Below are 24,008 nucleotides of genomic sequence, written 5' to 3' on the forward strand. Positions count from 1 at the left end.
AGGGGACCGCGTGCCCCCAATCATCGGCCGGAGCGCGCTTCGGGACATGCGGCGTAGGTCATTGTGCCAAAGGAAACACGGGGCAGGCGTGCTGCCCCGGTTCGTTCAGCGTGCGGGCGTGCCGATATGCCGGCCGAAGAAGTCGAGCATCTTCGAGTACAGATTTACCCGGGCCGGAACGTCGTAGAAGCCATGCATTTCACCGGACTGGATGATCACGCCTTCCGGAGGGTTGCCGGCATCGGTGAGTGCCTTGGCCATCAGCTCGGTCTGTTCGGGCACGGCGCGCATGTCGCGGGCACCTGCGGCCAGGAATACCGGAATCCTGACCTCACCGGCCCGGCGGGCGGGCGAGACCTTGTTCCATTCGGCCACGTCGGTGCCATGGGTGCGGCGCAGATAGCGCTGACCGGACTCGCGCTGCGGGATATCGCCCTTCTTGAACAGCATGTCCACGTCGTATACCCCGACGTAGCCGAAAGCACACTTGAACAGGCCTGGCTCGCGGATGGGCGCCATCAGTGCAGAGTAGCCACCGAAGCTGCCGCCATAGATGCACAGGCGGTCCTTGTCAGCCACCCCCTGGTCGATGGCCCAATGCGTGGCATCGAGGATGTCGTTCTGGATGCCGTCGGCCCATTGCCGGTGACCCGCGTTCTCGAAGGCCTTGCCATAGCCACCAGAGCCACGGAAGTTGACCTGCAGGACGGCATAGCCACGGCTCGCCAGCAGCTGCGCCTCGGGATTGAAGCCCCAGTTGTCGCGCGGGCCGATCGGGCCGCCGTGCGGGTTGACGATCATTGGCAGGCGCTTGCCTTGCGCCCCCTGCGGAACGGTCAGGTAACCATGCAGCAGCTGGCCGTCCCGTGCCTTGACGGTGAACGGGGTGACGCTGGCCATGCGCTTGGGATCAAGCCAGTCGCGGCCCTGCAGCAGGAAACGGGCCTGGCCGGTCTTGCGGTCGAACAGGTACAGCTCCCCTGGATTGGTGTCGCTGTAAACCGACACCAGGATGCGGTTGCCATCTTCGGTGGAACTGGAGAACTGCACCATCTGCCCGGGAAATGCCTGGGCCAGCGACTGGTACAGCGCGGCATCGGGGTGGTCCTCATCCAGCAGGGTGACCTTGGGGCTGCCGGCCTGGTTGACCACGCCGATCAGCCGCTTGTCATCAGTGCTCCACATCATCTGCGAGACTTCGCTGACAGGATCCTGGAACAGCTTCTGGAACTGGCCACTGCCGGTGTCCAGCGTGCCGATTGCCGATGGGACCTTGCCATCATCCTGTTCGGCGTAGACGGTACCGTCGGCGCTGGTGCGCAGCACGCGCAGATGCTGGCCGTCGGACTTGGAGGCGTTGATCAACGTCCAGGTGGTGCCGTCGCGGCGGTACAGCTCGCTGCGCTCATCATATTCGCCGCTCTCATCGCGGCTGGAACTGCAGACCGCGAAGCGCGGTTCCTTGGCGCCATCCAGTGCGATGTCGCAGTTCTCTTTGGGTGCGCGCGCCAAGGGCGTGCGCCTGCCGCTGATGGTGTCCACGCTCACCACCTGGGTGCCTGCGCCTTCGGAAGAGCGCGGGTAGCGGACCTGCATGATCACGTTCTGGTCATCGCCGCGCAGCGTGTCCAGCAACGAATAGGATTCGTTGCCCACGCTCTTGCTGCGCTGGGTGGCATCGCGGGTGCCGTAGAAGATCACCGGGCGGGCCTGGCTGCCGTCGGCGTTGACCGCGAACCATTCCCCGGTGGGGAAGGGCTGGGCGTAGCCGCCCTGCTTTTTCACCGCGTTGAACATCAGCCGTTCCGGCGATATCCAGTGGAAGCTGCCCACGCTCTTCTGGTCCGGCAGCTGGTTGACCTTGAGTACCTTCAGGTCACTGGTGCGCAGGATGGTCAGCACGTCCTGGTCGCCCAGATCGACACTGATAGCCAGGTAGGCGCCGCTCGGTGAGATTCTGGCCGAGCTGTAGCTGGCGTGCCTGGCGAAGTCTTCGATCGAATAGGGCGTCGCCGCGCCCGCAGCGGCGGCCGGCAAGGCAGCGGGGAGGGCGGCGGCGAGCGCCAGGGCCAACGGCGTCAACAGCGAGGTCTTCTTCATGATCAGGGGTCCTTGTCCTGGCCAGCGGTAGCTACGGCCGGTTCAAAAAAGGAAAGCCCGGTTCAGACCCGGGCTTTCCCATGCGTTCCTACCTCATGCAGCGAGGATCAGAACTTGTACTGCAGGCTCACGTAGAAGCGACGGCCCAGCGGGTCTGCGCCGATGAACGGGTTGTAGAACGGGTACGTCGTGTTGCTGTTGTCCTTGCGATACTGGTTGTCGAACACATTGACGACCTGGAAGGTGGCCAGCACGTTCTCGCCGAACTTCTTGCCGACGCTCAGGTTCCACAGGAAGTACGGCGCCAGGCGACGCGAGTAGGCACCGCCCGCGCTGTTGGTGCCATCAGCTTCGGCATAGCTGAAGGCCGAGCCGTAGCGGGTGCCGAACACGGTGGTGGCCCAGTCGCCCTTGGTCCAGGTCAGGCTGCCGCGGGCGCGGCTGCGCTCGGGGTTGAAGTACTCCGGCGGCAGGTCGCGGTAATCGATCAGGTCGTCGTCGGCGGTCTGCTTGTACTTGTTGGTCAGCGTCAGCGAGTAACCCAGGTCGACGTTGAAACGGCCCCAGCGGTCGGTGTCCAGCGCGTACTTGTAGGTTGCATCGATACCGCTGGTGTCCTGCAGTGCGGTGTTGATGTAGGCGTTGTTGATGCGCTGGATACGGCCATCGTCCGGCGAGCCGGGCAGGTTGGTGCGCGTGATCAGGCCCAGCACGTTCTGGCAGACCGAAGCACTGGGGACCGCGCGACCGTCGCTGGCGGTGCCCAGGCGGCAGGCCGCCTCAGCGCGCAGCAGGTAGTCGTTGCTCAGCTGGGCGGCGGCGTCCTCCAGGCGGATGCGGTAGTAGTCGACCGTCAGCGACATGCCATCCGTAACGTCCCACACAAAGCCTGCGCCCCACGACTTGCCCTTTTCCTCGGTCAGGTTCGGGTTGCCGGCCACCAGGGTCTGCACCGAGTACTTGGTCGGGTCACTCGTCGGCGTGTTGCACTGGGTGCGGGTACGCGGGCCCTGGGCAGCGCCCGGACCGGTACCGGAGCGGCAGGAGTATTCGTCCAGTTCGGTCGTGTAGGACGCGGCACCGCCGGCGTAGATCAGCTGCATGTCTGGCGCGCGGAAGCTGGTGGCATAGCTGCCGCGGAGCAGCAGGTTGCTGAACGGGCGGAATTCCAGGCCGAGGTTGTAAGTGGTGGATGCATCAACCGACGAGATGTCGTCGTACTTGTCATAGCGCGCCGCAGCGTTGACGCTCAGATTGCTGAAGATCGGCACGCGGAACTCGGCGCCGACGGCGTAGCGGTCGCGGGTGCCGTGGGTCTCACCGGAGCTGGTGAGGTTGTAGATGGTCTGGCCGTCGATCGGACGCAGCTGGTCGGTGCGCGGGTCGCTCACCATGTCCATCTTCTGGCGGTTCCATTCCAGCACGCTGGCGAAGCCAACAGCGCCGGCCGGCAGTTCGAACAGGTCGCCGCTGACGTTGAAGGCGGCATTCGCCACGCTGGTTTCGGAGCGGTTGATCACGCGGGTCGCGAAGGACTGGTAGATCTCCGGGGTGATCGGCGAGGACCAGCGATCCAGGTTCAGGCGGTGGATCGGGTAGACGCCTGCACCGGTGCCGGTGGCGTTGCTGTAGCCCAGCACCGGTCCCAGGAAGTAGTCATGCACCGACTTCGCGAGCAGGCGCGGGCGGTCCATCTTGTAGTTGTAGTAGCCGTAGCCACCGGTGGCTTCCCAGTCGAAGCGGTCGGCGAAGGTGCCACGCACGCCGGCAGCGAAGTCGTAGGTGTATTCGTCGTACTTGGTGCTGGCTGCTTCATTGCCACCCAGTTCGGCGGCGGTGAAGACACGCTGCAACTGCACGATGTCGCGCAGGCCGGCATCGTAGTAGTACGCGCTGGTGGTGCCATTGGACAGGATGTTGAACTTGTCGCCCGAGGTGCCCCAGAACTCCGTGCCGGCGCTGGCCTTGGCGCTGGTGGTGTAATAGTTGACGCTGGCCCAGCCCTGGGTGGTGTCGGTGAAGTCGAAGGTGCCGTAGCCGTAGGCCGAGTAGAACTGGCGCTGGTTGGAGATCGAGCGCGCCGCGTTGCTGTCGTACGAACCGCAGTAGGTGCCACGGGCGGCGGTGGTCACCGTGGTGAAGCCCAGTGCATCGCACTTGGCCTGGCCCGGATAGTAGGCGTTCTGGTTGACCCGGCCATTGGCCGAGGCCAGGCCGCGGATCGCGATCAGCGACAGGCCCGGGGTAGCGGTCGAACCCAGCGGGCCCTCACGCAGATCCGACAGGAACTTGCGCTGGTTGGCGTAGACAGCCTCGCGATCGCTGTACTGCAGGGCCCAAACCGCGCTCCAGCGATCGCCGGTACGGCCGCCGGTCAGTTCCAGGTTGACCGTGTCGCCGCCGCCTTCTGCGGTGGTGCCGGTGGTCAGGCGGACCAGGTTGCCGTCGTAATGCTCGCGCAGCACGATGTTGACCACGCCGGCCACGGCGTCAGACCCGTAAATGGCCGAGGCGCCGCCGGTCAGGACTTCCACGCGCTCGACGATGCTGCTCGGGATCGAGTTGATGTTGGCGACATTGTTGTCGCGGTTGTACGGCTGCGGGTACTGCGCCGGGCGACGGCCGTTCACCAGGGTCAGCGTGTAGCCGGGGCCCAGGTTGCGGAGGTTGACCACCTGTGCGTTCGGAGTGAAGCCGGTCACCGCCAGGTCGCCGGTGAAGGACGAGGTGGTGTTCTGGGTCAACGTCTGCAGCATGTCGCCAACGGTCTGGAAACCTTCACGGTCGATATCCGTGCGGGTGATCACCGTGACCGGTGCCGGGCCCTCGACGTCGGCGCGCTTGATGCGCGAGCCAACGACCGAGACGCGATCAAGATTGGTGGCACTGCTGTTCTTGCCGCCTGCCTCGTTGCCGGCTTCCTGGGCGAACGCGGGGGCGATGCCGGTTGCCAGGAGGGCCGTGGTGAGCGCAAAGCTCAGCGGGTGGCGGATGAGTGCCTTGCGGATGGTCATATGTGGATCCCCTGATGAATCAAACCTCGGTCGGCGCCTGTCGCAGCCGCCGCCGTCCCTGGTGGGCATTGCCCACGTTTCACCGGCTTCACAAGCCGACGATCCAACGTTAACACAGACTTAACTTGGCCTGTCAACCATTCATGCTCTCGTCATAATGGCGGATTCGGCAAACCCGGGTTGAGTATCAGCCTTTTGCCATGTCATTGATTTCTTATGTTTTTTTCTCATATGGGGCGGTGAGGCCCGTCCCCGGCGCTCCGTGAGGTGCATTAGCCATGCATTCAGGCTGGAGTGGTCGGCGACGGGCGGTGCTCCGCTGCATCGCGCGCGACCGGCCAAAAAAAAGGCCCCGCCGAAGCGGGGCCTGGTCCAGACACGCAGTCCGGAATACGACGGGATCAGAAGTCGTACTTGACCTGGGCCGAGATCTGACGGCCGTAGACGCTGTAGAAGCCGTCGTTGAACGGGGTCGATTCGTTGCCCGGGTAGTTGTAGCGCTGGCCTTCCGGCAGCTTGTTGAACACGTTGTTGACCATCAGCGACAGGGTCAGATCGTCCTGCGCCTGGTAGTTCAGGCTCATGTTGTAGGTGGTGTACGAGCCCCACTTGCCGGCCTTGGCGCCGGAGGCGTGGACGTAGTCATAGCTGCGGCCGGTGTAGGCCAGGTAGTTCGGGGTGCTGCCGACGTAGTTGGCGTACACGGTGGTGGTGAACTTGGAGATGGCCCAGCCCACCGACACATCGCCGCGCACCTTGGCGAAGTTGTCGTAGTACCACATGTTGTACGGATCGCTCAGCAGATCCAGCTTCTGCGCGCCGGGCAGCGGCACCACTTCACGCTTCAGCATGTTGGTGTAGTTGCCCGAGAACATCAGCGAACCGAAGCGGCCCAGGTCCTGCTGGTACTTGGCACCGACGGTCACCGCTTCCAGGTTCTGGCTGGCCACGTTGAGCTTCGGGGTGTACACGCGGGTCAGGTTGCCACCGGCGTCGCGGGACACCCAGTCGGTCACGTTCTGGCAGCTGGCCGAGGTGTTGTTCGGCAGGCCGTTGCGGCACTGGTACTCGGCCAGCAGCAGCTGGTCGGTGCTCAGCGTCTTGACCTCGTTCTTGATCTTCCAGTTGTAGTAGTCGACCGACAGCGAGAAGTTGCTCACCGGGGCCCACACCACGCCCGCGCTCCACACGTCGGCGGTGATCGGCTTCAGGTCCGGGTTGCCGGACTTTTCGCTGTACACCGAGGTGGTCTTGTAGAACGAGCAGGCTTCGTCACGCAGCGCATAACCCATCTGGCTGCAGCGGTAGTAGTCGTTCTGACCGGAGGCGAACGAGCCGCTCATGCCCTGGAAGGCGTCGGACAGGGTCGGCGCGCGGAATGCGGTGCCGTACTTGCCGCGCAGCAGCAGGCTTTCAACCGGGCGGTATTCCAGGCCGATGCTGTAGGTGGCCTTGTCGACGGTCTTGTCGGCGATCTTGAAGGCGTCGTAGCGGCCCGAGGCGCTGATGGTCAGCGATTCGAACACCGGCATGCGCAGTTCGCTGGTCACCGCGTAGTTGCTGCGGTGGCCGGCACCGGCCACGGCGGTGGCGCCCCAGGCGTTGCCATCGACGAAGGCCTGGTCGGGCGAGTAGTCCCAACCTTCGCTGCCGCCTTCCAGCACCACGGCCAGGCCGGCGTCGCCGCCCGGCAGGGAGAACAGCGAACCGTTCGTCACCTGCACGCGACCCAGGTTCTGCCAGGTCTTGCTGCGATGGGTGCCGTAGCCGGTGAAGCTGGCGAACTGGTCCGGGGTGATCGGCGAGTAGAACGCGGTGTAGTCCGGGTTGTAGATGCCGAAGCCATCAGCGGTGGTGCCCAGGCGCGGGCCCAGCACGGTGTCGCCGAAGAAGCCTTCGATCTTGTCCTTCCAGCGTGCGAAGCGGTTCTGGTCCAGGCGGTATTCGCCGCGGGTGAAGCTGGCGCTGTAGTCCCAATCGCCGACCATGCCCTTGCCGCCCAGGGTGACCTGGTAGGAACGGCTCTCATCGGAGTTCAGGATGTTGTTGTAGTGGCCCGGGCCGATTTCTTCCGGCGCGAAGGCGCGCTGCAGGTTCACGACCTTGCCCAGGCCCTGGTCGTAGAAGCCGCCCATCACCGACTTGGTGCCCCACCACAGGGCGCTGGAGCCGGAGGTGAACTCGGTCTTCTCCTTGCTGTACAGCACATCGGCGAACAGCTGGAAGTTGTCGTTCACGTCGAAGGTCATCGACGAGTAGAACTGGCCGCTGTTCTTGCCGTTCTTCAGGGTCTTGTAGCCGGCGCTGTACACCGAGCCGCACGATTCGCCCGATGCACGCTTGCCGACGGTGGTGGTGCCGTCGTACAGGCCTGCGACGTTGCCGCAGCGGGTCGGGTCCATCATGTACAGCTTGTTGTCGGCGTTGCCGATGACGGCAAAGTCGTTCGACGGCAGCTGCGCGGTGTAGCCGACCGGGTTGTTCTGCTTGGTGATGTCACGCTGGTAGCCCCAGATCGGGCTGCCGTTTTCGATCTGCACGTTGACCAGCGCGTGGAAGCGGTCGTCGAATGCGTTGAAGCCCTTGGCGGCGCTGAAGCGGATGTTGCTGCCACCACCTTCGGTGTAGGTGCCGCCACGGATCGACATCGTGCCGCCGTCCATGCGTTCCTTCAGGATGATGTTGACCACGCCGGCGATCGCGTCCGAGCCATACAGCGACGACTGGCCGCCCGGCAGGACTTCGATGCGTTCGACGATGTCGATCGGAATGCCGCTGATGTTGTTGAACGACTCGCTGCCGTTGTACAGCGCCGGATACGAAAGCATCGGGCGGCCGTTGATCAGGTACTTGGTGTAGCCCGGGTTCAGGCCGAACATGCCGGCCGCTTCGGCGCCCTGGGTGAACGCACCCGAGGTCTGGCCACCCTGCAGGCCGCCCGTGGTCAGCGACGACTGCTGCAGCACTTCAGCAACACTGCTGAAGCCGCGGGTCTGGATGTCTTCGGCGGTGATGGACATCACCGGGGTCTGGGTTTCGATCTGGGTCTGCGGGATCAGCGAACCGGTGACGGTGATCTTGTCCAGGTTGGTCGCCTTGTCCTGGGCCATTGCCGGGGCGGCGGCCATCAGAGCGGAAATCAGGGCGACGGCGAGCGTGTTGCGACGTGCGGTATTGCTGACGTGTTTCATGAAGTTCCAATGGAGAGCAAAAACAAAAACGGCACTGCGCATGCGCCATCGCGCGGGCCGGAACAGCGGCTCCGCAGCTCAAAAACAGTGCTCATCGAACGTAACATGAACTTAACAATCTGTGCACGAATCCGTCGCAATCCTGAATTTCAGTCAGGTTGCGTCCAGCTTGTATGATGTTGGGTTATCCCCTTGACCCTGCCGGTGCTCGTTGTGAACAGTTCCCCCCGCCGTCCCCATGCCAGCCAGGTCCAGAAGGGACTTACGCCGCATGCCCGCATCCGCAATGTCATCGCGGTCGGTTCGGGCAAGGGCGGCGTCGGCAAGTCCACCACCGCGGTGAACCTGGCCGTGGCGCTGCAGCAGCTTGGCGCGCGCGTGGGCGTGCTCGACGCAGACATCTACGGCCCCAGCGTGCCGGCCATGCTGGGCCTGTCCGGTCGCCCGGAAAGCCCGGACAACAAGAGCATCGAGCCGCTGCGCGCGTTCGGCGTGGACACCATGTCGATCGGCTACCTGATCGAAGAGGACACGCCGATGATCTGGCGTGGGCCAATGGCCACCTCGGCGATGACCCAGCTGTTCAATGACACCCTGTGGGATGACCTGGATTTCCTGCTGATCGACCTGCCGCCGGGCACCGGTGACATCCAGCTGACCCTGACCCAGAAGATCCCGCTGGCCGGTGCGGTGATCGTCACCACGCCGCAGGACATCGCCACGCTGGACGCCAGGAAGGCGCTGAAGATGTTCGAGAAGGTCGAGGTGCCGGTGCTGGGCATCGTCGAGAACATGGCCGTGCACACCTGCAGCAACTGCGGGCACGTCGAGCACCTGTTCGGCGAAGGCGGTGGCGAGCGCATGGCCGCGCAGTACGGCGTGCCGCTGCTGGGGTCGCTGCCGCTGCAGATCGGCATCCGCGAACAGGGCGACGCAGGCACCCCGATCACCGTGGCCCAGCCGGATTCGGCGCCGGCCCAGGCCTATCGCCACGCCGCGCAGCGCTTGATCGAGGAGGTTGGCAAGCGTCCGCGGGCCTCGATCCCGATCCTGTCGTCGTTGCTGTAAGCGCCGGGGCAGGGGCCGCCGGCCGAGGCCGGGCCCCTGCTAGAATCCTCGCGCCCCCTCGTACCCCCAGGACAAAGCATGAGCATCAAGAGTGACCGTTGGATCCGCCGCATGTCCGAGCAGCACGGCATGATCGAGCCGTTCGAGGCCGGGCAGGTCAAGCAGGCCAACGGCCAGCGCATCGTCAGCTACGGCACGTCCAGCTATGGCTACGACGTGCGCTGCTCGCGCGAGTTCAAGGTGTTCACCAACATCAACTCGACGATTGTCGACCCCAAGCATTTCGACTCGGGCAGCTTCGTCGACATCACCGCCGACGAGTGCATCATCCCGCCGAACAGCTTCGCGCTGGCGCGCACGGTGGAGTACTTCCGCATCCCGCGCGACACCCTGGTGGTGTGCCTTGGCAAAAGTACCTACGCGCGCTGCGGCATCATCGTCAACGTGACCCCGCTGGAACCGGAATGGGAAGGCCACGTCACCCTGGAATTCAGCAACACCACGCCGCTGCCGGCGCGCATCTATGCCAATGAAGGCGTGGCGCAGATGCTGTTCTTCCAGGCGGCCGCCGATGACGTCTGCGAGACCTCGTACCGCGATCGTGGCGGCAAGTACCAGGGCCAGACCGGCGTGACCCTGCCGCGGACCTGATCGGTTATGGAGCCGAGCCATGCTCGGCTTCCTGGCAGGGCAGAGGGCGGCGCTTGCGCCGCCTTTGCTTATTTGCCGCGACCGAACAGCATCGCGATGCCGACGCCCACCAGTGCCACCGGCCACCAGGTCAGCAGCAGCTTGGACAGGTTCAGGTGCGTCCAGCCGAGGTTGCTGGCGAGCATGAACAGGCCGATCAGGATCAGCAGGACGGCGGCAACGAGGTTGAATCGCATCGGGTCGGCAAACGCTCAGGACTGGGCCGGATATCCTAGCCGTTCCTTCCAGTAGGCGACATGCTGGTCCAGCGCCGCCGGCTCGTAGCGATGCGCCGGGCCGCTGCCCCAGACCGGGCCCGGCCACGCCGGATCGCCGTCATGGCGGCCGATCACATGGAAGTGCAGCTGGCGCACGATGTTGCCCAGCGCCCCGATGTTGATCTTCTCCACGCCGTCGGAGCCTTTCAGGGCCTTGCAGGCGCGGTTGAGCTCGGTGCGCAGCTTGTCCTGCTGCTCGCCATCCAGCTCGATCCACTCGGTCACCCCGGCCAGGCGCGGTACCAGCACCAGCCAGGGGAATCGTTCGTCGTTCATCAGCCGCACTTGCGACAACGGTCCTTCCGCCACCAGTACGCTATCGGTGGCCAGGCGTGAATCGAGTTCGAATTCGCTCATCCAAGATGCTCCGAGAAGAAGTCCAGGGTGCGTTGCAGCGCCAGGGCGGCGCTGTCTGGATCATACGCATGTCCGACCTCCCGGTTGAAGGCGTGGTCGGCCGGATAGACGTAGGTGGCCATCTGCGGCAGTTTCTCACGGTGGGCCTGGACCGCCTCCGGCGGGATGCTGCGGTCCTGCGCACCGAAATGGAAGATCACCGGGGCCTTGGGCGCTTCGTCGAGGAACTGCACGTTGCGCCCACCGTAATAGCTGACCGACGGCAACCCCAGGCGCAGTGCCGACAGCAACGCCACCGTGCCGCCCCAGCAGTAGCCGACCGTGCCGACCTTGCCATGAGGGGCCAGCCGGGTTGCGGCGGCCCGGACCACTTCCAGCGCCCGCTCCATGCCCAGTGCGCCGACCCGTTCCAGGCCCTGCTTCACGCCCTCGGCGTCGTAGGGCAGGGCGTCCGGATCGGCGTCGGTGCCGTCCAGCAGGTCGAAGAACGCAGGCGCCAGCACCGCATAGCCTTCGGCCGCGAAGCGCTCGGCCACGCTGCGGATGTGCGGATTGGCGCCGAAGATTTCCTGCACCACCACCAGGCCGCCACGCGCGGTGCCGTCCGGCAGGGCCTGCCAGGCCCGTACCGGGCCGTGATGCGTATCCAGGGTGATCCACTCGGCCATCGTCATCTTCCTCGTTGCTGGGAACAGAGCTGCATTGTCGGTGCTGTGCCGGTTAGCACGATGTCAGCGGCTGTGCGTGATCGGGCGGCTGGCCGTTCAGAGCATGGCCGCCAACCCCGGTATACTGGCGCCCTTTCAGGCCCCGGCCCCCAGGAACCCCTGCCACGCCGGCAGGGGCCCAGGCCCCCAGAGTCCCGCGATTCCATGTCCCAGCTGAACCCCAAAGTCGGCTTCGTCAGCCTTGGCTGCCCGAAGGCCCTCGTCGATTCCGAGCGCATCCTCACCCAGCTGCGCTCGGAAGGTTACGACATCGTCCCGTCCTACGACTCGGCCGACGTGGTGGTGGTCAACACCTGCGGCTTCATCGATTCGGCGGTGACCGAGTCGCTGGATGCCATTGGCGAGGCGATGAACCAGAACGGCAAGGTCATCGTCACCGGTTGCCTGGGCAAGCGCCCGGAGCAGATCCGCGAGGCGTACCCGAACGTGCTGGCGGTGTCCGGCCCGCAGGATTACCAGAGCGTGATGGAGGCGGTGCATGAAGCACTGCCGCCCAAGCACGACCCGTTCGTGGACCTGGTGCCCGACTACGGCATCAAGCTGACCCCGCGCCATTACGCCTACCTGAAGATTTCCGAAGGCTGCAACCACACGTGCAGCTTCTGCATCATTCCGTCGATGCGCGGCAAGCTGGTCTCGCGCCCGGTGGATGAGGTGCTGCGTGAAGCCGAGCGCCTGGTGCGTGGCGGCGTGCGTGAGCTGCTGGTGGTGTCGCAGGACACCTCGGCCTACGGCGTGGACGTGAAGTACGCCGAGAAGATGTGGCGCAACAAGGCCTACCAGACCCGCCTGAAGGCGCTGTGCGAAGGCCTGTCCGAACTCGATGCATGGGTGCGCATGCACTACGTCTACCCGTACCCGCACGTGGACGAGATCGTGCCGCTGATGGCCGAGAACCGGATCCTGCCGTACCTGGACATCCCGTTCCAGCATGCCAGCCCGCGCATCCTGCGCCTGATGAAGCGCCCCGGCGCGGTCGAGAAGACCCTGGAGCGCGTGCAGAACTGGCGCCGTATCGCGCCGGACATCACCGTGCGTTCGACCTTCATCGTCGGCTTCCCGGGCGAGACCGAGGCCGAGTTCGAAGAACTGCTGTCGTTCCTCGACGCAGCGCAGCTGGACCGCGTGGGCGCGTTCGCCTATTCGCCGGTCGAGGGGGCCACCGCCAACGATCTGCCCGATGCGGTGCCGGAGGAAGTGAAGCAGGAGCGTCTGGCCCGCTTCATGGAGAAGCAGGCGCAGATCTCCGCCGCACGCCTGGAGGCCAGGATCGGCACCGTGCAGCAGTGCCTGGTCGACGCCATTGAAGGCGATATCGCCGTGGCCCGTTCCAGGGCCGATGCGCCGGAGATCGATGGCCTGGTGCACATCCAGAACGCCGACCAGGTGCCGCTGCGCGTGGGCGAGTTCGTCGACGTGGAAATCACCGAGAGCGACGAGCACGACCTGTACGGTGACGCGCTGCCCGCCGCTACCCGCCCGGCATTCGACCTCAAGGTGCTGTGACCCTCGCGCCGACCGCCACCGGTGACGGCGGCGGTTCACGGCGCTTCGTCCCGCCGCCACGTGCGGCGGTGGCTGCGCGGCGTTTCGAGCATCCGCTGTTCGCCGGCTTGCAGGGCTTCCGTGACCTGCTGGACGCCACTGCATGGCCATCCGTCGCGGCGCTGGATGCACGCCTGGCCGTGCCGGGCAAGCGCTTGGTCGAACAGGATGCCGCGCTGCTGGCCGATGGGCTGCACTACGAAACCCGCATCGCGCGGGGGCGCATCGCCACCCGCGCCGACAACTGGCACGACCTGTTCAATGCGCTGGTGTGGGCCGCCTACCCGCAGCTGAAACGTGCGCTCAACGTGCAGCAGTGCCGGCATATCGAGGCCATGCCACCCGGCCAGCGCAACCGTGCGCAAGCCGCCCTGACCCAGTTCGACGAGACCGGCGTGATCGTGCGTGTGCGCGATGGCACGATGCTGCGCGCATGGGATGGGCATGACTGGCCTGCAGTGTTCGAGCCGATGCGCTGGCACAGCGGCGACATCGCCATCGTGGCGGTGTTCGGGCATGCGCTGATGGAGCAGGCACTGCTGCCGGGGCGGTTGCTGGTGGGCAAGTGCGTGGTGGTGCAAAGCGATGCCGATGCGGCCTGTGTTGACGCGGTGACCGCGGCCATCGCCGAGGGCCGGGCAGTGACCGATCCCTTGCAGCTGCGTCCGCTGCCTTTGGCTGGAATCCCGGGTTGGCACGACGTGCAGGATTCCGCCTTCTATCGCGATGCCGACTACTTCCGCCCGCTGCGTGCAGGGCGCACGTACCCGCCACCATTGCATGGGGCCATGTAGAGTCGACTGTCAGTCGACTGCGCTTCGTTCCGAGGCCGTGGACGCCTGACAGATGGCCCGGCGAGTCATCAGCGGCGATGAGGATCGCGGTGCGTTTGCCGTCCGGCTGCGGAGGTCTGTGCCGCGCTTCGCGCGGTAGTCGACCGACAGTCGACTCTACAACGGCGCGTACTCCACCCCGATCACCGCAAAGGTGAACTGGCCGCCGGGCAGTTCCACCGAGAATTCATCGTCCAGCCGCTTCTTCAGCAGTGCCCTGGCCAGGGGCGAATCGATGCTGATCCAGCCCAGGCCGGCATCGGTTTCATCCGGCCCGACGATGCGGTAGCGGCTGGTATCGCCGCTGTCCACGTTCTCCAGTTCCACCCACGCACCGAAGAACACCGCCTGTGGATCGGTTGGCGTGGTATCGACCACGCGCAGCGATTCCAGCCGCTTGGTCAGGTAGCGAACCCGGCGGTCGATCTCGCCCAGCTGTTTCTTGCGGTAGGTGTATTCGGCGTTCTCGGAACGGTCGCCTTCTGCGGCGGCGGCGGCCAGTGCCTTCACCACCTCCGGACGGCGCACGCGCCACAGCTCGTCCAGTTCGGCCTTCAGCCGCGCATGCCCGGAGGCGGTGATCAGGGCCGTGCTTTTTTCTGCGGGGGGACGCCAACGCGACATGCAATACGGCTTCTTTTCTGGATGACGAACGGGAGGCGGGGTCAGAGCCCTTTCCAGCGGAAAGGGCTCTGACCCCGGCCGTGGCAGATCAGCGCTTGCCGCCGAAGATGCCGCCGAGGATGCCGCGCACGATCTGGTTGCCCAGCTTGGTACCGACGGTGCGCGTGGTCTGTTTGGCCATGGTTTCGATCATGCCCTGGCGGCGCTTGGTGCCGAAGATCGCGTCCTTGATCGCCTGGCCGAACCCGCCTTCCTGTGCGTCGTCCTGCTCGCGGCTGCGCGCGGCCGGCGCCTGTGCCTGCTCGACGCTCTTCTGCGCGCGCTGGGCCAGCAGCTCGGCGGCCGATTCGCGGTTGACCGCGGTGTCGTAGCGGCTGCCGACCGGGCTGCCGGCACGCACCTGGGCGCGCTCGGCCTCGGTGATCGGGCCCATCCTGCAGCGTGGGGGCGCGATCAGGGTCTGCTGCACCGGCATCGGGATGCCCTTGTCCTGCAACGTGGAGACCAGTGCCTCACCGGTGCCGAGCTGGCTCAGCACCTTGGCCACGTCCAGCTTCGGGTTCGGCACGAACGTCTCGGCCGCGGTCTTCACCGCCTTCTGGTCACGCGGGGTGAACGCACGCAGCGCGTGCTGCACGCGGTTGCCGAGCTGGCCAAGGATGTTGCCCGGGACGTCGTCGGGGAACTGCGAGCAGAAGTACACGCCCACGCCCTTGGAACGGATCAGCCGCACCACCTGCTCGATGCGCTGCACCAGCGACGGCGGTGCATCATCGAACAGCAGGTGCGCCTCATCGAAGATGAAGACCAGTTTCGGCTTGTCCAGGTCGCCCACTTCCGGCAGCTGCTCGAACAGCTCCGACAGCAGCCACAGCAGGAAGGTGGAGTACAGCTTGGGCTTGAGTACCAGCTGGTCGGCGGCGAGGATGCCGATCACGCCGCGGCCGTCGTGGTTGACCCGCATGATGTCGGCCAGCTCAAGCGCCGGTTCGCCGAAGAAATGCTCGCCACCGTCCTGCGCCAGGCGCAGCACCGAACGCTGGATCGCGGCGATCGACTGCGCGCTGACCAGGCCGTACTCGGTGGAGATGTCCTTGCGCTCCTCGGCGACCAGGCCGAGCAGGGCGCGCAGGTCGTCCATGTCCAGCAGCAGCAGGCCGCGGTCGTCGGCCAGCTTGAACACGATATCGAGCACGCCGGCCTGGGTGTCGTTCAATTCGAGGATGCGCGCCAGCAGGGTCGGGCCCATCTCGCTGACCGTGGTGCGCACCGGATGGCCGAGCTTGCCGTACAGGTCCCAGAAGATGGCGGGGCTGGCGGCTGGCGCGTAGTCGGCCACGCCGATCTCGGCGGCACGCTGCAGCAGGTTCTCGGCGCCGCTGCCGGGCACCGCCAGGCCGGACACATCACCCTTCACATCGGCCAGGAACACCGGCACGCCCAGTCGCGAAAACCCCTCGGCCAGCGTCATCAGGGTCACCGTCTTGCCGGTGCCGGTGGCGCCGGCCACCAGGCCGTGGCGGTTGCCGAGTTTCGGCAGCAGGGTGACGGCAATATCGTCGGTAATGCCTTTGCCGAGCAGAATCGGATCCATGGTCCAGCCCTTGTGATGAATAGCCCAATGTTAACCGCCGGCAGTGACGGTCCGAAGGTCGGCTTGCCCGGACCTTGGCGGCGCCGCTACTCTGCCTGCCTGTTTCGCACACAGTGCCATCAATGCCCGTTCCTGTCCTGATTTCCCGCGGTTGGCCGCTGCTGGCCCTGGCCGGCCTGGTTTCCCTGGCGCCCGACGCCCACGCACAGCGGGTTTCGGCCCGGGACAAGGTGAAGGTGGATGCGCTGCAGCAGCGCATGACCGCCGCCGAGAAGCGCTACAGCGACGCCCTGCTGCTGGTCTCCAACGCCGATCCCAAGGGCAGCAACGAGGCCGATGCCGCGCTGGAGGACATGGAAGATGTCCTCAACGACTGCGTGAAGCAGAAGGGCTGCCAGATGGGCACCCTGCTGGCCAGCTACAAGCGCCTGCTCAAGCACGACGCCGATGCGGCCGCCAGCGATGAGGTGGCCGACGAGGGCGGTGACCGTCTGGAAGCCGACCCCGACCACATCGGCCCGCTCACCGCGGACGTGCCCGAGGCCGGGCGTGCTGCCGCGCTGCTGAACGACAAGCGGCACGCCTTCGACAGCATGGTCGAATACAACCCGGCGGTGCAGGCCGGCATCCGCCGCTGGCTGACCGACATGCGCCCGGCGCTGCTGACCAGCTACGAGAACTACCAGAACCTGCGCGCGGTGATGTGGCCGGAGTGGGAAAAGCGTGGCCTGCCCGAAGCACTGCTGTTCGGCATCATGGCCAAGGAATCCAACGGCCGCGTGCATGCGTCCTCGCGCGCCGGCGCTGCCGGCCTGATGCAGTTCATGCCGGCCACCGGCCGCCGCTTCGGCCTCGGCCCGGACGGCACCGGGTTCGACACCCGCTTCGATGCACGCAGTGCCGCCGAAGCCAGCGCCAGCTACCTCAACGAACGCCTGCGCGAACTGAACAACAACGTGGAAATGTCGGTGGCCGCCTACAACGGTGGCGAAGGCCGTGCCGCACGCGTGTTCAAGCAGAGCGCCGGCCAGAGCTTCTGGACCGACAGCGTCTACAACCAGTTCCCGGGCGAAACCAAGGACTATGTGCCGATGGTGATTGCCGCGGCCTGGATCTTCCTGCACCCGCAGCAGTATGGCGTGGAGTTCCCGAAGATCAGCGCGCAGCCGGCCACGCTGCGCCTGGCCAAGTCCACCACCATCTACGAACTGACCATCTGCCTGGGCAGCCACGGCACCCGCGACGGCTACATGCGCGCGCTGCGCAACCTCAACCCGCGCTATGAAGCCGATGGCTGGATCCCGGCCGGCACCCTGATCAACGCCACCACCCGCATCGCTGGCCTGTACCAGCGCAACTGCATCAGTGGCCCGCGTGCCGACCTGGCCCGCACCCTGATTACCGCCGATCTGAATGCTGCGATCAAGCGCCCGACCGCGGCCAGCTACACCGGCAGCGTAGCGGTGGGCGGCGTGGTGCCGGTGGCCGATGCGGCGGCCTCCACCAGCGTGCCGACCGCGCCGGTGGCGCCGGTGTCGACGCCACGCCCGGCACCGGCTGCGCGGCCAAAGCCGGTGCGCAGCCATAAGGTGGGCCGCGGTGAAACCCTGGGTGCCATCGCGGCGAAGTTCCAGTGCGACGTGCCGACGCTGGCCCGCGCCAACGGCCTGAAGGCCCCGGCCTACAGCCTGCGCCATGGCCAGACGCTGAAGCTGCAGGGCTGCGACAAGTAATCCCCCCGACCCCTGGAACCCACATGGATCTCGAAGACACCCGCAACCTGTTCGCCAATCTCCGCGAAAACACCGACTGGGACATCAACGGCCCGTTGCTGTGGGGGTACTTCTTCGTGCACTCCACCGCTGAGCCGTTGCAGGCACTGGCCGGGCACCTGCAGGCGCAGGGCTACACCTTCGTGGAACTGTTCGAGCAGGAGCCGGAAGAGGGTGACGCGCCGTTCCACGTGCTGCACGTGGAGCGCGTGGAGATCCACGACGAAGCGTCGCTGGATCGCCGCAACCAGGAATTCGCGGCGCTGGCCGCGGAGCGCGGCGTGGAAGACTACGACGGCATGGACGTCGGCCCGGCCCCGGCCCTGCAGTAACGCGCGCACCGGTAGTGCCGGCCGCTGGCCGGCAATGCCCGCCGCGTTGGATCAACGGGGATGCCGGCCAGCGGCCGGCACTCCCGAAGCCTCAGCGCAGCTTCGCCAGCGCCTGGCCCAGCTGCACCGGGCTTTCGGCGTCCAGGTGCGGGGCGAACTCGGCCACGCCCGGCGGCAGCAGCACGATCACGGTCGAGCCGTAGTTGAAGCGCGCCATCTCGGCGAAACGCTCCAGCCGGATGCCCTGGCCGCGGTAGTCCTTGCGGGTGATGCGATCGCCGTAGTGCGGAATCTCCTCGCCGCTCCAGACGGTTTCCACGCCGGACACCAGCAGCGCACCCACCATCACACTGGCCATCGGCCCGAAGCTGGTGTCGAAATGGCAGACCAGGCGCTCGTTGCGTGCGAACAGGCGAGGCACGCCGTTGACCGCCGCCGGGCCGACGCTGAACAGGCGCCCCGGCACGTGCACGGTCTCGCGCAGGATGCCGGTCCACGGCATGTGCACCCGGTGGTAGTCGCGCGGGGACAGGTACACGGTGGCGTACAGGCCATCGTTGTAAGGCTTGGCATCCTCGGCGCTGCCCAGCAGTTCGGCGGCAGTGAACGACTGGCCCTTGGCCTGGAAGATGCGGCCGGCCTCGATCCTGCCGAGCTGGCTGATCCTGCCGTCGGCCGGCATCACCAGGCTGCGCGGATCGGCGTCGGCCACGCGGGCGCCCGGCTTCAACGCGCGGGTGAAGAACTGGTTGAAGGTCGCATAGCTGCGCGGGTCCGGGTTGGCCGCTTCGTCCAGGTTCACGTTGAACTTGCGGGTGACCGTGTCGATCAGCCAGCGCGACACGCGCGGATCGTCCGAGTACGCCAGCGAACGCGCCATCGAAGACAGCAGGCGGTGGGGCAGGGCGTACGTCAGGGCGGTGGTGAGGCTCATGGGGCGGTTTTCTCGGTCAGCTTCTGCAGGTCGCGGGCGATCGCCGGCGCGTTGAACGGGGGGCGTACCAGGCCGGCAAGGCGGCCCTGCGGGTCGAGCACGGCCAGGCTGGCCGAATGCTCGACGGTGTAATCCTCGGGGTTCTCGTCGAAATGCTTGCCCGGCACCTTCTGGAACACGAAGCCCAGCGAGGTGGCAAAGCGCTCCAGCGAGGGAACGTCAGCAGTGGCGGCCAGGGTGTCCTTGTGGAAGCCGTGCACGTATTCGCCGAGGCGGGTGGCGCTGTCGCGGTCCGGGTCGACCGAGATGAACAGCACGCGCGGGCGCAGGCTGTCGGGCAGGGCTTCCCACTGGTTCTGCGCGCCGGCCAGCTCGGCCAGCGTGGTCGGGCAGACGTCGGGGCAGAAGGTGAAGCCGAGGAACACCAGGGTCCAGTGGCCCTTCAGCTCGCCCGGGATCAGGCGGGTGCCGTCGGACTGGGCCAGGTTGAAGTCGGGCAGCTCACGCGGCGTGGGGTACAGGGTGATGGCTTCGGTGGCCGGCGCGTTGGCCGGCGGCTTCGGCGCGAACACCTGTTGGGCGGCCAGCAGGCCCAGCCCCGCCGCCAGGGCGATCAGCAGGATGATGCCGGCGTTGCGATTGAACATGGGGGCTCCCGCGCGAAATGGGCTCCATCATACCGGGTGAGGCCGGATCGTTTCCGCCGCAACGGATGCCGCCGCCGGCGCCAGCCCCTATAATCGGGGGCCACTTTGCCCGCAGTACCGCCATGACCGCTGAAACGGCCGCCGAACTCCACACGATCATCGATCTGATCCGCTACGGCACCAGCCGTTTCAACGAAGCCGGGCTGACCTTCGGGCACAGCTATGACAACGCGCTGGACGAGGCGACCCAGCTGGTGCTGCACAGCCTGCACCTGCCGCACGATCTGGGCCCGGCCTACGGCCAGGCGCGCCTGCTGCAGGCCGAAAAGCTGCGCGTGCTTGAGCTGTTCCAGCGCCGCATCGATGAACGCATCCCGGCCGCCTACCTGACCGGTGAGGCCTGGTTTGCAGGATTGAGCTTCAAGAGCGACAAGCGCGCCCTGGTACCGCGCTCGCCGATCGCCGAACTGATCGAATGCGGCTTCGAGCCGTGGCTGGCCGGCCGCGATGTCAGCCGTGCGCTGGACCTGTGCACCGGTTCGGGCTGCATCGCCATCGCCATGGGCCACTACTACCCGAACTGGGAAGTGGACGGCGTCGACCTGAGCGACGATGCACTGTCGCTGGCCGAAGAAAACAAGGAGCGCCTGCAGGCGCACAACGTCACCCTGATCAAGTCGGACCTGTTCAACGGCCTGACCGGCCGCCACTACGACCTGATCGTCACCAATCCGCCGTACGTCACCAACGACGAGACCGATGCCCTGCCGCAGGAGTACTCCTACGAGCCGGAAATGGGCCTGCGTGCCGGTGACGATGGCCTGGACCTGGTGCTGAAGATCCTGCGTGACGCGCCGCTGCACCTGAGCGAAGACGGCCTGCTGATCTGCGAAGTGGGCGAATCCGAACAGCATCTGGTCAAGCTGCTGCCGGAAGTCGATTTCGCCTGGATCGAATTCAAGGTCGGCCAGATGGGCATCTTCGCGGTCGAATGCCGCGAGCTGATCGCCCACAGCGCACGCATCACCGAACTGGCGGCGCAGCGCCCGTGAGCTCCAATTCGTTCGGCAAGCTGTTCACCGTCACCACGTTCGGCGAGTCGCACGGGCCGGCCATCGGCTGCGTGGTCGATGGCTGCCCGCCGGGGCTGGCGCTGGACGCGGCCGAATTCGCCCACGACCTGCGGCGCCGCGCCACCGGCAAGAGCCGGCACACCTCGGCGCGGCGCGAGGCCGATGAGGTCGAGATCCTGTCGGGCGTGTACGAGGGCCTGACCACCGGCACCCCGATCGCGCTGCTGATCCGCAACACCGACCAGCGCAGCAAGGATTACGCCAGCATCGGCCAGCAGTTCCGCCCGGGCCATGCCGACTACAGCTACTGGCACAAGTACGGCATCCGCGACCCGCGCGGTGGTGGCCGTTCCTCGGCGCGCGAGACCACCATGCGCGTGGCCGCCGGCGTGATCGCCAAGAAGTGGCTGGCCGAGCGCTTCGGCGTCATCGTGCGTGGCTACCTGTCACAGCTGGGCGACATCACCCCGGCCGGTTTCGACTGGTCGGCCGTGGAAGACAATCCGTTCTTCTGGCCGCACGCCGAACAGGTGCCCGCGCTGGAGGCGTACATGGATGCGCTGCGCAAGTCCGGTGATTCGGTCGGTGCGCGCGTGGACGTGGTGGCCGACAATGTGCCGCCGGGCTGGGGTGAACCCATCTACGGCAAGCTTGACGGTGAGCTGGCTGCCGCGCTGATGAGCATCAACGCGGTGAAGGGCGTGGAGATCGGCGACGGTTTCGCCAGCGCCGCGCAGAAGGGCACCGAACACCGCGACCTGCTGACCCCGCAGGGCTTCGCCAGCAACCATGCCGGCGGCATCCTCGGTGGCATCTCCACCGGCCAGCCGGTGGTCGCCTCGATCGCGTTGAAGCCGACCTCCAGCCTGCGCCTGCCGGGCCCGTCGCTGGATACGTCTGGCAACGTGGTCGAGGTGGTCACCACCGGCCGCCACGACCCCTGCGTCGGCATCCGCGCCACCCCGATCGCCGAGGCCATGGTGGCGATGGTGCTGATGGACCAGGCATTGCGCCACCGCGCGCAGTGCGGCGACGTCGGCACGATCACCCCGCGCATTCCCGGGCAGATCGATGGCTGACACGCGGCCGACCGTGTGGGTGAGCCAGCCGCTGATCGACGCGGCCATCGCGCCGCTGCGCGATCGCGTGCAGCTGCGCGGCACCGACACCGTCACCGCCTGGTCGCCGGACCAGATCGCCGGACAGCTGGCCCGCGCCGACGGCGCGATCATCACCCTCAACGAGCGCATCGGTGCGGCCCAGGTGGCCGACGCCGCGCAGTTGCAGGTGATCGCCAATGTCGGCGTCGGCTACAACAACCTGGATGTCGACGCGCTCAGCGCGGCCGGCATCCTGGCCAGCAACACGCCGGATGTCCTGACCGAAACCACCGCCGATCTCGGTTTCGCGCTGCTGATGGCCACCGCGCGCCGCATCACTGAATCCGAGCGCTGGCTGCGCGACGGCCAGTGGCAGCAGTGGTCGTTCCAGACCATGCTCGGTGCCGATATCCACGGCAGCACGCTGGGCATCCTTGGCATGGGCCGTATCGGCCAGGGCATCGCCCGCCGCGGCGCGCACGGTTTCGGCATGAAGGTGCTGTACCACAATCGTTCGCAGCTGCCGGCGGCGACCGAAGCGGAAGTGGGCGCGACCTATGTGGACCTGGACACGCTGCTGGCACAGTCCGACCACCTGCTGCTGGTGCTGCCGTATACCCCGGCCTCGCACCACCTGATCGATGCCGCCGCGCTGGCGAAGATGAAGCCGTCGGCAACGCTGGTGAACATCGCCCGCGGTGGCCTGGTCGATGAGATCGCGCTGGCCGACGCGCTGGCCAACGGACGCCTGGCTGCCGCTGGCCTGGACGTGTACGAGGGCGAGCCGAAGGTGCGCCCGGAACTGCTGGCGCTGCGCAACGTGGTGCTGACCCCGCACATCGGCAGTGCCTCGCTGGCCACGCGCACGGCGATGGTACAGCTGGCCGTGGATAATCTGCTTGCCGGGCTCGGCCTGGACGGCGGCCCGTCGCGGATGCCGAGCGCGATCAACGCTGACGCGGCGATGGCCGCGCGCGTGACGCTGGGCAAAAAAACCGGGAAACGATAGGGAACCTCCGCGCGCCCCGCTTGAGGAGGTTCCCCGAACCCAGCTGTCGTGCGTGTTTTTCCCCATTCCCGTTTTCGTGAGAGTTCCCCCATGAGCAATGCACAGCGCAGTTTCCACGTCGCCGTCGTCGGTGCCACCGGCGCCGTTGGCGAGACCATGTTGTCGATCCTGGCCGAGCGTGATTTCCCGGTCGGTACCCTGAGCGTCCTGGCCTCCGAGCGTTCGGCCGGCGGCGAGATCGAGTTCAACGGCCAGAAGGTCAAGGTCCAGGACCTGGCTACCTTCGATCCGGCCGGCGTCGAGATCGCGCTGTTCTCGGCCGGTGGCAGCGTGTCCAAGGAATACGCACCGAAGTTCGCCGCCGCCGGCGCGGTGGTGATCGACAACTCCTCGGCCTTCCGTTACGACGATGACGTGCCGCTGGTGGTGTCCGAGGTCAATCCGGAGCAGGTCGCCAACCGTCCGCGCGGCATCATCGCCAATCCGAACTGCTCGACCATGCAGATGCTGGTGGCGCTGGCGCCGCTGCACCGCAAGTACGGCATCGAGCGCATCAACGTCTCCACCTACCAGTCGGTGTCCGGCGGTGGTCGTTCGGCCACCGAGGAACTGGGCAAGCAGACCGGCCAGCTGCTGAGCTTCCAGGAGATCGATCCGCAGCGCTTCCCGGTGCAGATCGCCTTCAACCTGATCCCGCACATCGATGACTTCCAGGACAACGGCTTCACCAAGGAAGAAATGAAGCTGATCTGGGAGACCCGCAAGATCCTCGGCGATGACAGCATCCTGGTGAACCCGACCGCGGTGCGCGTGCCGGTGTTCTACGGCCACTCCGAGTCGGTGGCGATCGAGACCCGCGACAAGGTCACCGTGGCCGAAGCGCGCGCGCTGCTGGAGCAGTCGCCGGGCGTCGAAGTGGTGGATCGCCACGAGGCCGGTGGCTACCCGACCCCGGTCACCCATGCCTCGGGCACCGACGCGGTGTACGTCGGCCGCATCCGCGAGGACCTGTCGCACCCGCGCGGCCTCAACCTCTGGATCGTGTCGGACAACGTGCGCAAGGGCGCTGCCCTGAACGCGGTGCAGCTGGCCGAACTGGTCGCCGCCGAGCAGCGTTGA

20 protein-coding genes are annotated in these 24,008 nt (G+C 66.4%); 10 read left to right on the forward strand and 10 right to left on the reverse strand.

What is annotated here, in order from left to right; translation table 11 throughout:
• Positions 1–105: 105 nt before the first annotated feature.
• The 3 genes from AC5P9C_RS00840 to AC5P9C_RS00850 all read right to left on the reverse strand — a co-directional run bounded on the left by AC5P9C_RS00840 (position 106) and on the right by AC5P9C_RS00850 (position 8,305).
• On the reverse strand, positions 106–2,100 hold the full coding sequence (locus AC5P9C_RS00840) for an alpha/beta hydrolase family protein (protein WP_414615285.1): 1,995 nt from the start codon (positions 2,098–2,100) through the stop codon (positions 106–108).
• Positions 2,101–2,207: 107 nt separating this feature from the next.
• Positions 2,208–5,114 (reverse strand): TonB-dependent receptor domain-containing protein, encoded by a 2,907-nt coding sequence (locus AC5P9C_RS00845; protein WP_049470608.1) that lies wholly within the window; start codon positions 5,112–5,114, stop codon positions 2,208–2,210.
• A gap of 401 nt (positions 5,115–5,515) precedes the next feature.
• Complete coding sequence (locus tag AC5P9C_RS00850; protein ID WP_049470610.1) at positions 5,516–8,305, reverse strand: TonB-dependent receptor plug domain-containing protein; 2,790 nt, start codon at positions 8,303–8,305, stop codon at positions 5,516–5,518.
• Positions 8,306–8,518: 213 nt separating this feature from the next.
• Between AC5P9C_RS00850 and apbC the strand changes: the two genes are divergently transcribed.
• Both apbC and dcd read left to right on the forward strand, forming a co-directional pair.
• Positions 8,519–9,373 (forward strand): iron-sulfur cluster carrier protein ApbC, encoded by an 855-nt coding sequence (gene apbC / locus AC5P9C_RS00855; protein WP_197640432.1) that lies wholly within the window; start codon positions 8,519–8,521, stop codon positions 9,371–9,373.
• 78 nt (positions 9,374–9,451) lie between these two features.
• Positions 9,452–10,024, forward strand: coding sequence for a dCTP deaminase (gene dcd, locus AC5P9C_RS00860; protein WP_014037995.1), 573 nt, complete (start codon positions 9,452–9,454; stop codon positions 10,022–10,024).
• 68 nt (positions 10,025–10,092) lie between these two features.
• Here the strand turns inward: dcd and AC5P9C_RS00865 are convergent, their stop codons facing one another.
• The 3 genes from AC5P9C_RS00865 to AC5P9C_RS00875 are packed head-to-tail and all read right to left on the reverse strand — an operon-like array spanning position 10,093 to position 11,366.
• The gene (locus AC5P9C_RS00865; RefSeq protein ID WP_005418011.1) at positions 10,093–10,260 is read right to left on the reverse strand and encodes a LiaI-LiaF-like domain-containing protein; all 168 of its coding nucleotides are present in this window, start codon (positions 10,258–10,260) and stop codon (positions 10,093–10,095) included.
• A 15-nt stretch (positions 10,261–10,275) separates the two neighbouring features.
• Positions 10,276–10,698: an HIT domain-containing protein gene (locus AC5P9C_RS00870; protein WP_014037994.1), complete on the reverse strand. Its 423-nt coding sequence runs from the start codon at positions 10,696–10,698 to the stop codon at positions 10,276–10,278.
• Positions 10,695–11,366 (reverse strand): dienelactone hydrolase family protein, encoded by a 672-nt coding sequence (locus AC5P9C_RS00875; RefSeq protein ID WP_053460970.1) that lies wholly within the window; start codon positions 11,364–11,366, stop codon positions 10,695–10,697. The genes AC5P9C_RS00870 and AC5P9C_RS00875 overlap by 4 nt, the downstream gene beginning before the upstream one ends.
• A gap of 204 nt (positions 11,367–11,570) precedes the next feature.
• Between AC5P9C_RS00875 and rimO the strand changes: the two genes are divergently transcribed.
• Together rimO and AC5P9C_RS00885 are read left to right on the forward strand one after the other, a co-directional pair.
• Positions 11,571–12,932: a 30S ribosomal protein S12 methylthiotransferase RimO gene (gene rimO / locus AC5P9C_RS00880; RefSeq protein ID WP_049470615.1), complete on the forward strand. Its 1,362-nt coding sequence runs from the start codon at positions 11,571–11,573 to the stop codon at positions 12,930–12,932.
• Positions 12,929–13,765 (forward strand): DUF3025 domain-containing protein, encoded by an 837-nt coding sequence (locus AC5P9C_RS00885; RefSeq protein ID WP_414615255.1) that lies wholly within the window; start codon positions 12,929–12,931, stop codon positions 13,763–13,765. Before rimO ends, AC5P9C_RS00885 begins: the two co-directional genes overlap by 4 nt.
• Positions 13,766–13,921: 156 nt before the next feature.
• Here AC5P9C_RS00885 and greB read toward each other — a convergent pair whose 3' ends face one another.
• A complete protein-coding gene (gene greB, locus AC5P9C_RS00890) occupies positions 13,922–14,428 on the reverse strand; it encodes a transcription elongation factor GreB (RefSeq protein ID WP_049470619.1) in 507 nt (168 codons plus the stop codon).
• Positions 14,429–14,516: 88 nt separating this feature from the next.
• The gene (locus tag AC5P9C_RS00895; RefSeq protein ID WP_103281887.1) at positions 14,517–16,022 is read right to left on the reverse strand and encodes a helicase HerA-like domain-containing protein; all 1,506 of its coding nucleotides are present in this window, start codon (positions 16,020–16,022) and stop codon (positions 14,517–14,519) included.
• Between the two features lie 122 nt (positions 16,023–16,144).
• On the opposite strand from AC5P9C_RS00895, the gene AC5P9C_RS00900 reads away from it, so the two are divergent.
• On the forward strand, positions 16,145–17,755 hold the full coding sequence (locus tag AC5P9C_RS00900; RefSeq protein WP_057493232.1) for a transglycosylase SLT domain-containing protein: 1,611 nt from the start codon (positions 16,145–16,147) through the stop codon (positions 17,753–17,755).
• Between the two features lie 23 nt (positions 17,756–17,778).
• Positions 17,779–18,126: a ribonuclease E inhibitor RraB gene (locus AC5P9C_RS00905; protein ID WP_206632464.1), complete on the forward strand. Its 348-nt coding sequence runs from the start codon at positions 17,779–17,781 to the stop codon at positions 18,124–18,126.
• A gap of 91 nt (positions 18,127–18,217) precedes the next feature.
• Here the strand turns inward: AC5P9C_RS00905 and asd are convergent, their stop codons facing one another.
• Together asd and AC5P9C_RS00915 are read right to left on the reverse strand one after the other, a co-directional pair.
• On the reverse strand, positions 18,218–19,060 hold the full coding sequence (gene asd, locus AC5P9C_RS00910; RefSeq protein WP_064238940.1) for an archaetidylserine decarboxylase: 843 nt from the start codon (positions 19,058–19,060) through the stop codon (positions 18,218–18,220).
• Positions 19,057–19,707, reverse strand: coding sequence for an SCO family protein (locus AC5P9C_RS00915; RefSeq protein ID WP_312557857.1), 651 nt, complete (start codon positions 19,705–19,707; stop codon positions 19,057–19,059). Before AC5P9C_RS00915 ends, asd begins: the two co-directional genes overlap by 4 nt.
• Positions 19,708–19,829: 122 nt before the next feature.
• Here AC5P9C_RS00915 and prmB point away from each other — a divergent pair, with 122 nt between their 5' ends.
• The 4 genes from prmB (at position 19,830) to AC5P9C_RS00935 (ending at position 24,008) form a co-directional block, all read left to right on the forward strand.
• On the forward strand, positions 19,830–20,759 hold the full coding sequence (gene prmB / locus AC5P9C_RS00920; RefSeq protein WP_049470635.1) for a 50S ribosomal protein L3 N(5)-glutamine methyltransferase: 930 nt from the start codon (positions 19,830–19,832) through the stop codon (positions 20,757–20,759).
• Positions 20,756–21,859: a chorismate synthase gene (gene aroC, locus AC5P9C_RS00925; protein WP_343542837.1), complete on the forward strand. Its 1,104-nt coding sequence runs from the start codon at positions 20,756–20,758 to the stop codon at positions 21,857–21,859. Before prmB ends, aroC begins: the two co-directional genes overlap by 4 nt.
• Positions 21,852–22,889, forward strand: coding sequence for a 2-hydroxyacid dehydrogenase (locus tag AC5P9C_RS00930; protein ID WP_053460963.1), 1,038 nt, complete (start codon positions 21,852–21,854; stop codon positions 22,887–22,889). Before aroC ends, AC5P9C_RS00930 begins: the two co-directional genes overlap by 8 nt.
• Before the next feature lie 90 nt (positions 22,890–22,979).
• Positions 22,980–24,008, forward strand: a complete 1,029-nt coding sequence (locus AC5P9C_RS00935) for an aspartate-semialdehyde dehydrogenase (RefSeq protein ID WP_053460962.1) — start codon at positions 22,980–22,982, stop codon at positions 24,006–24,008.

The organism is Stenotrophomonas sp. YJH_SMC_10, from assembly GCF_059371555.1.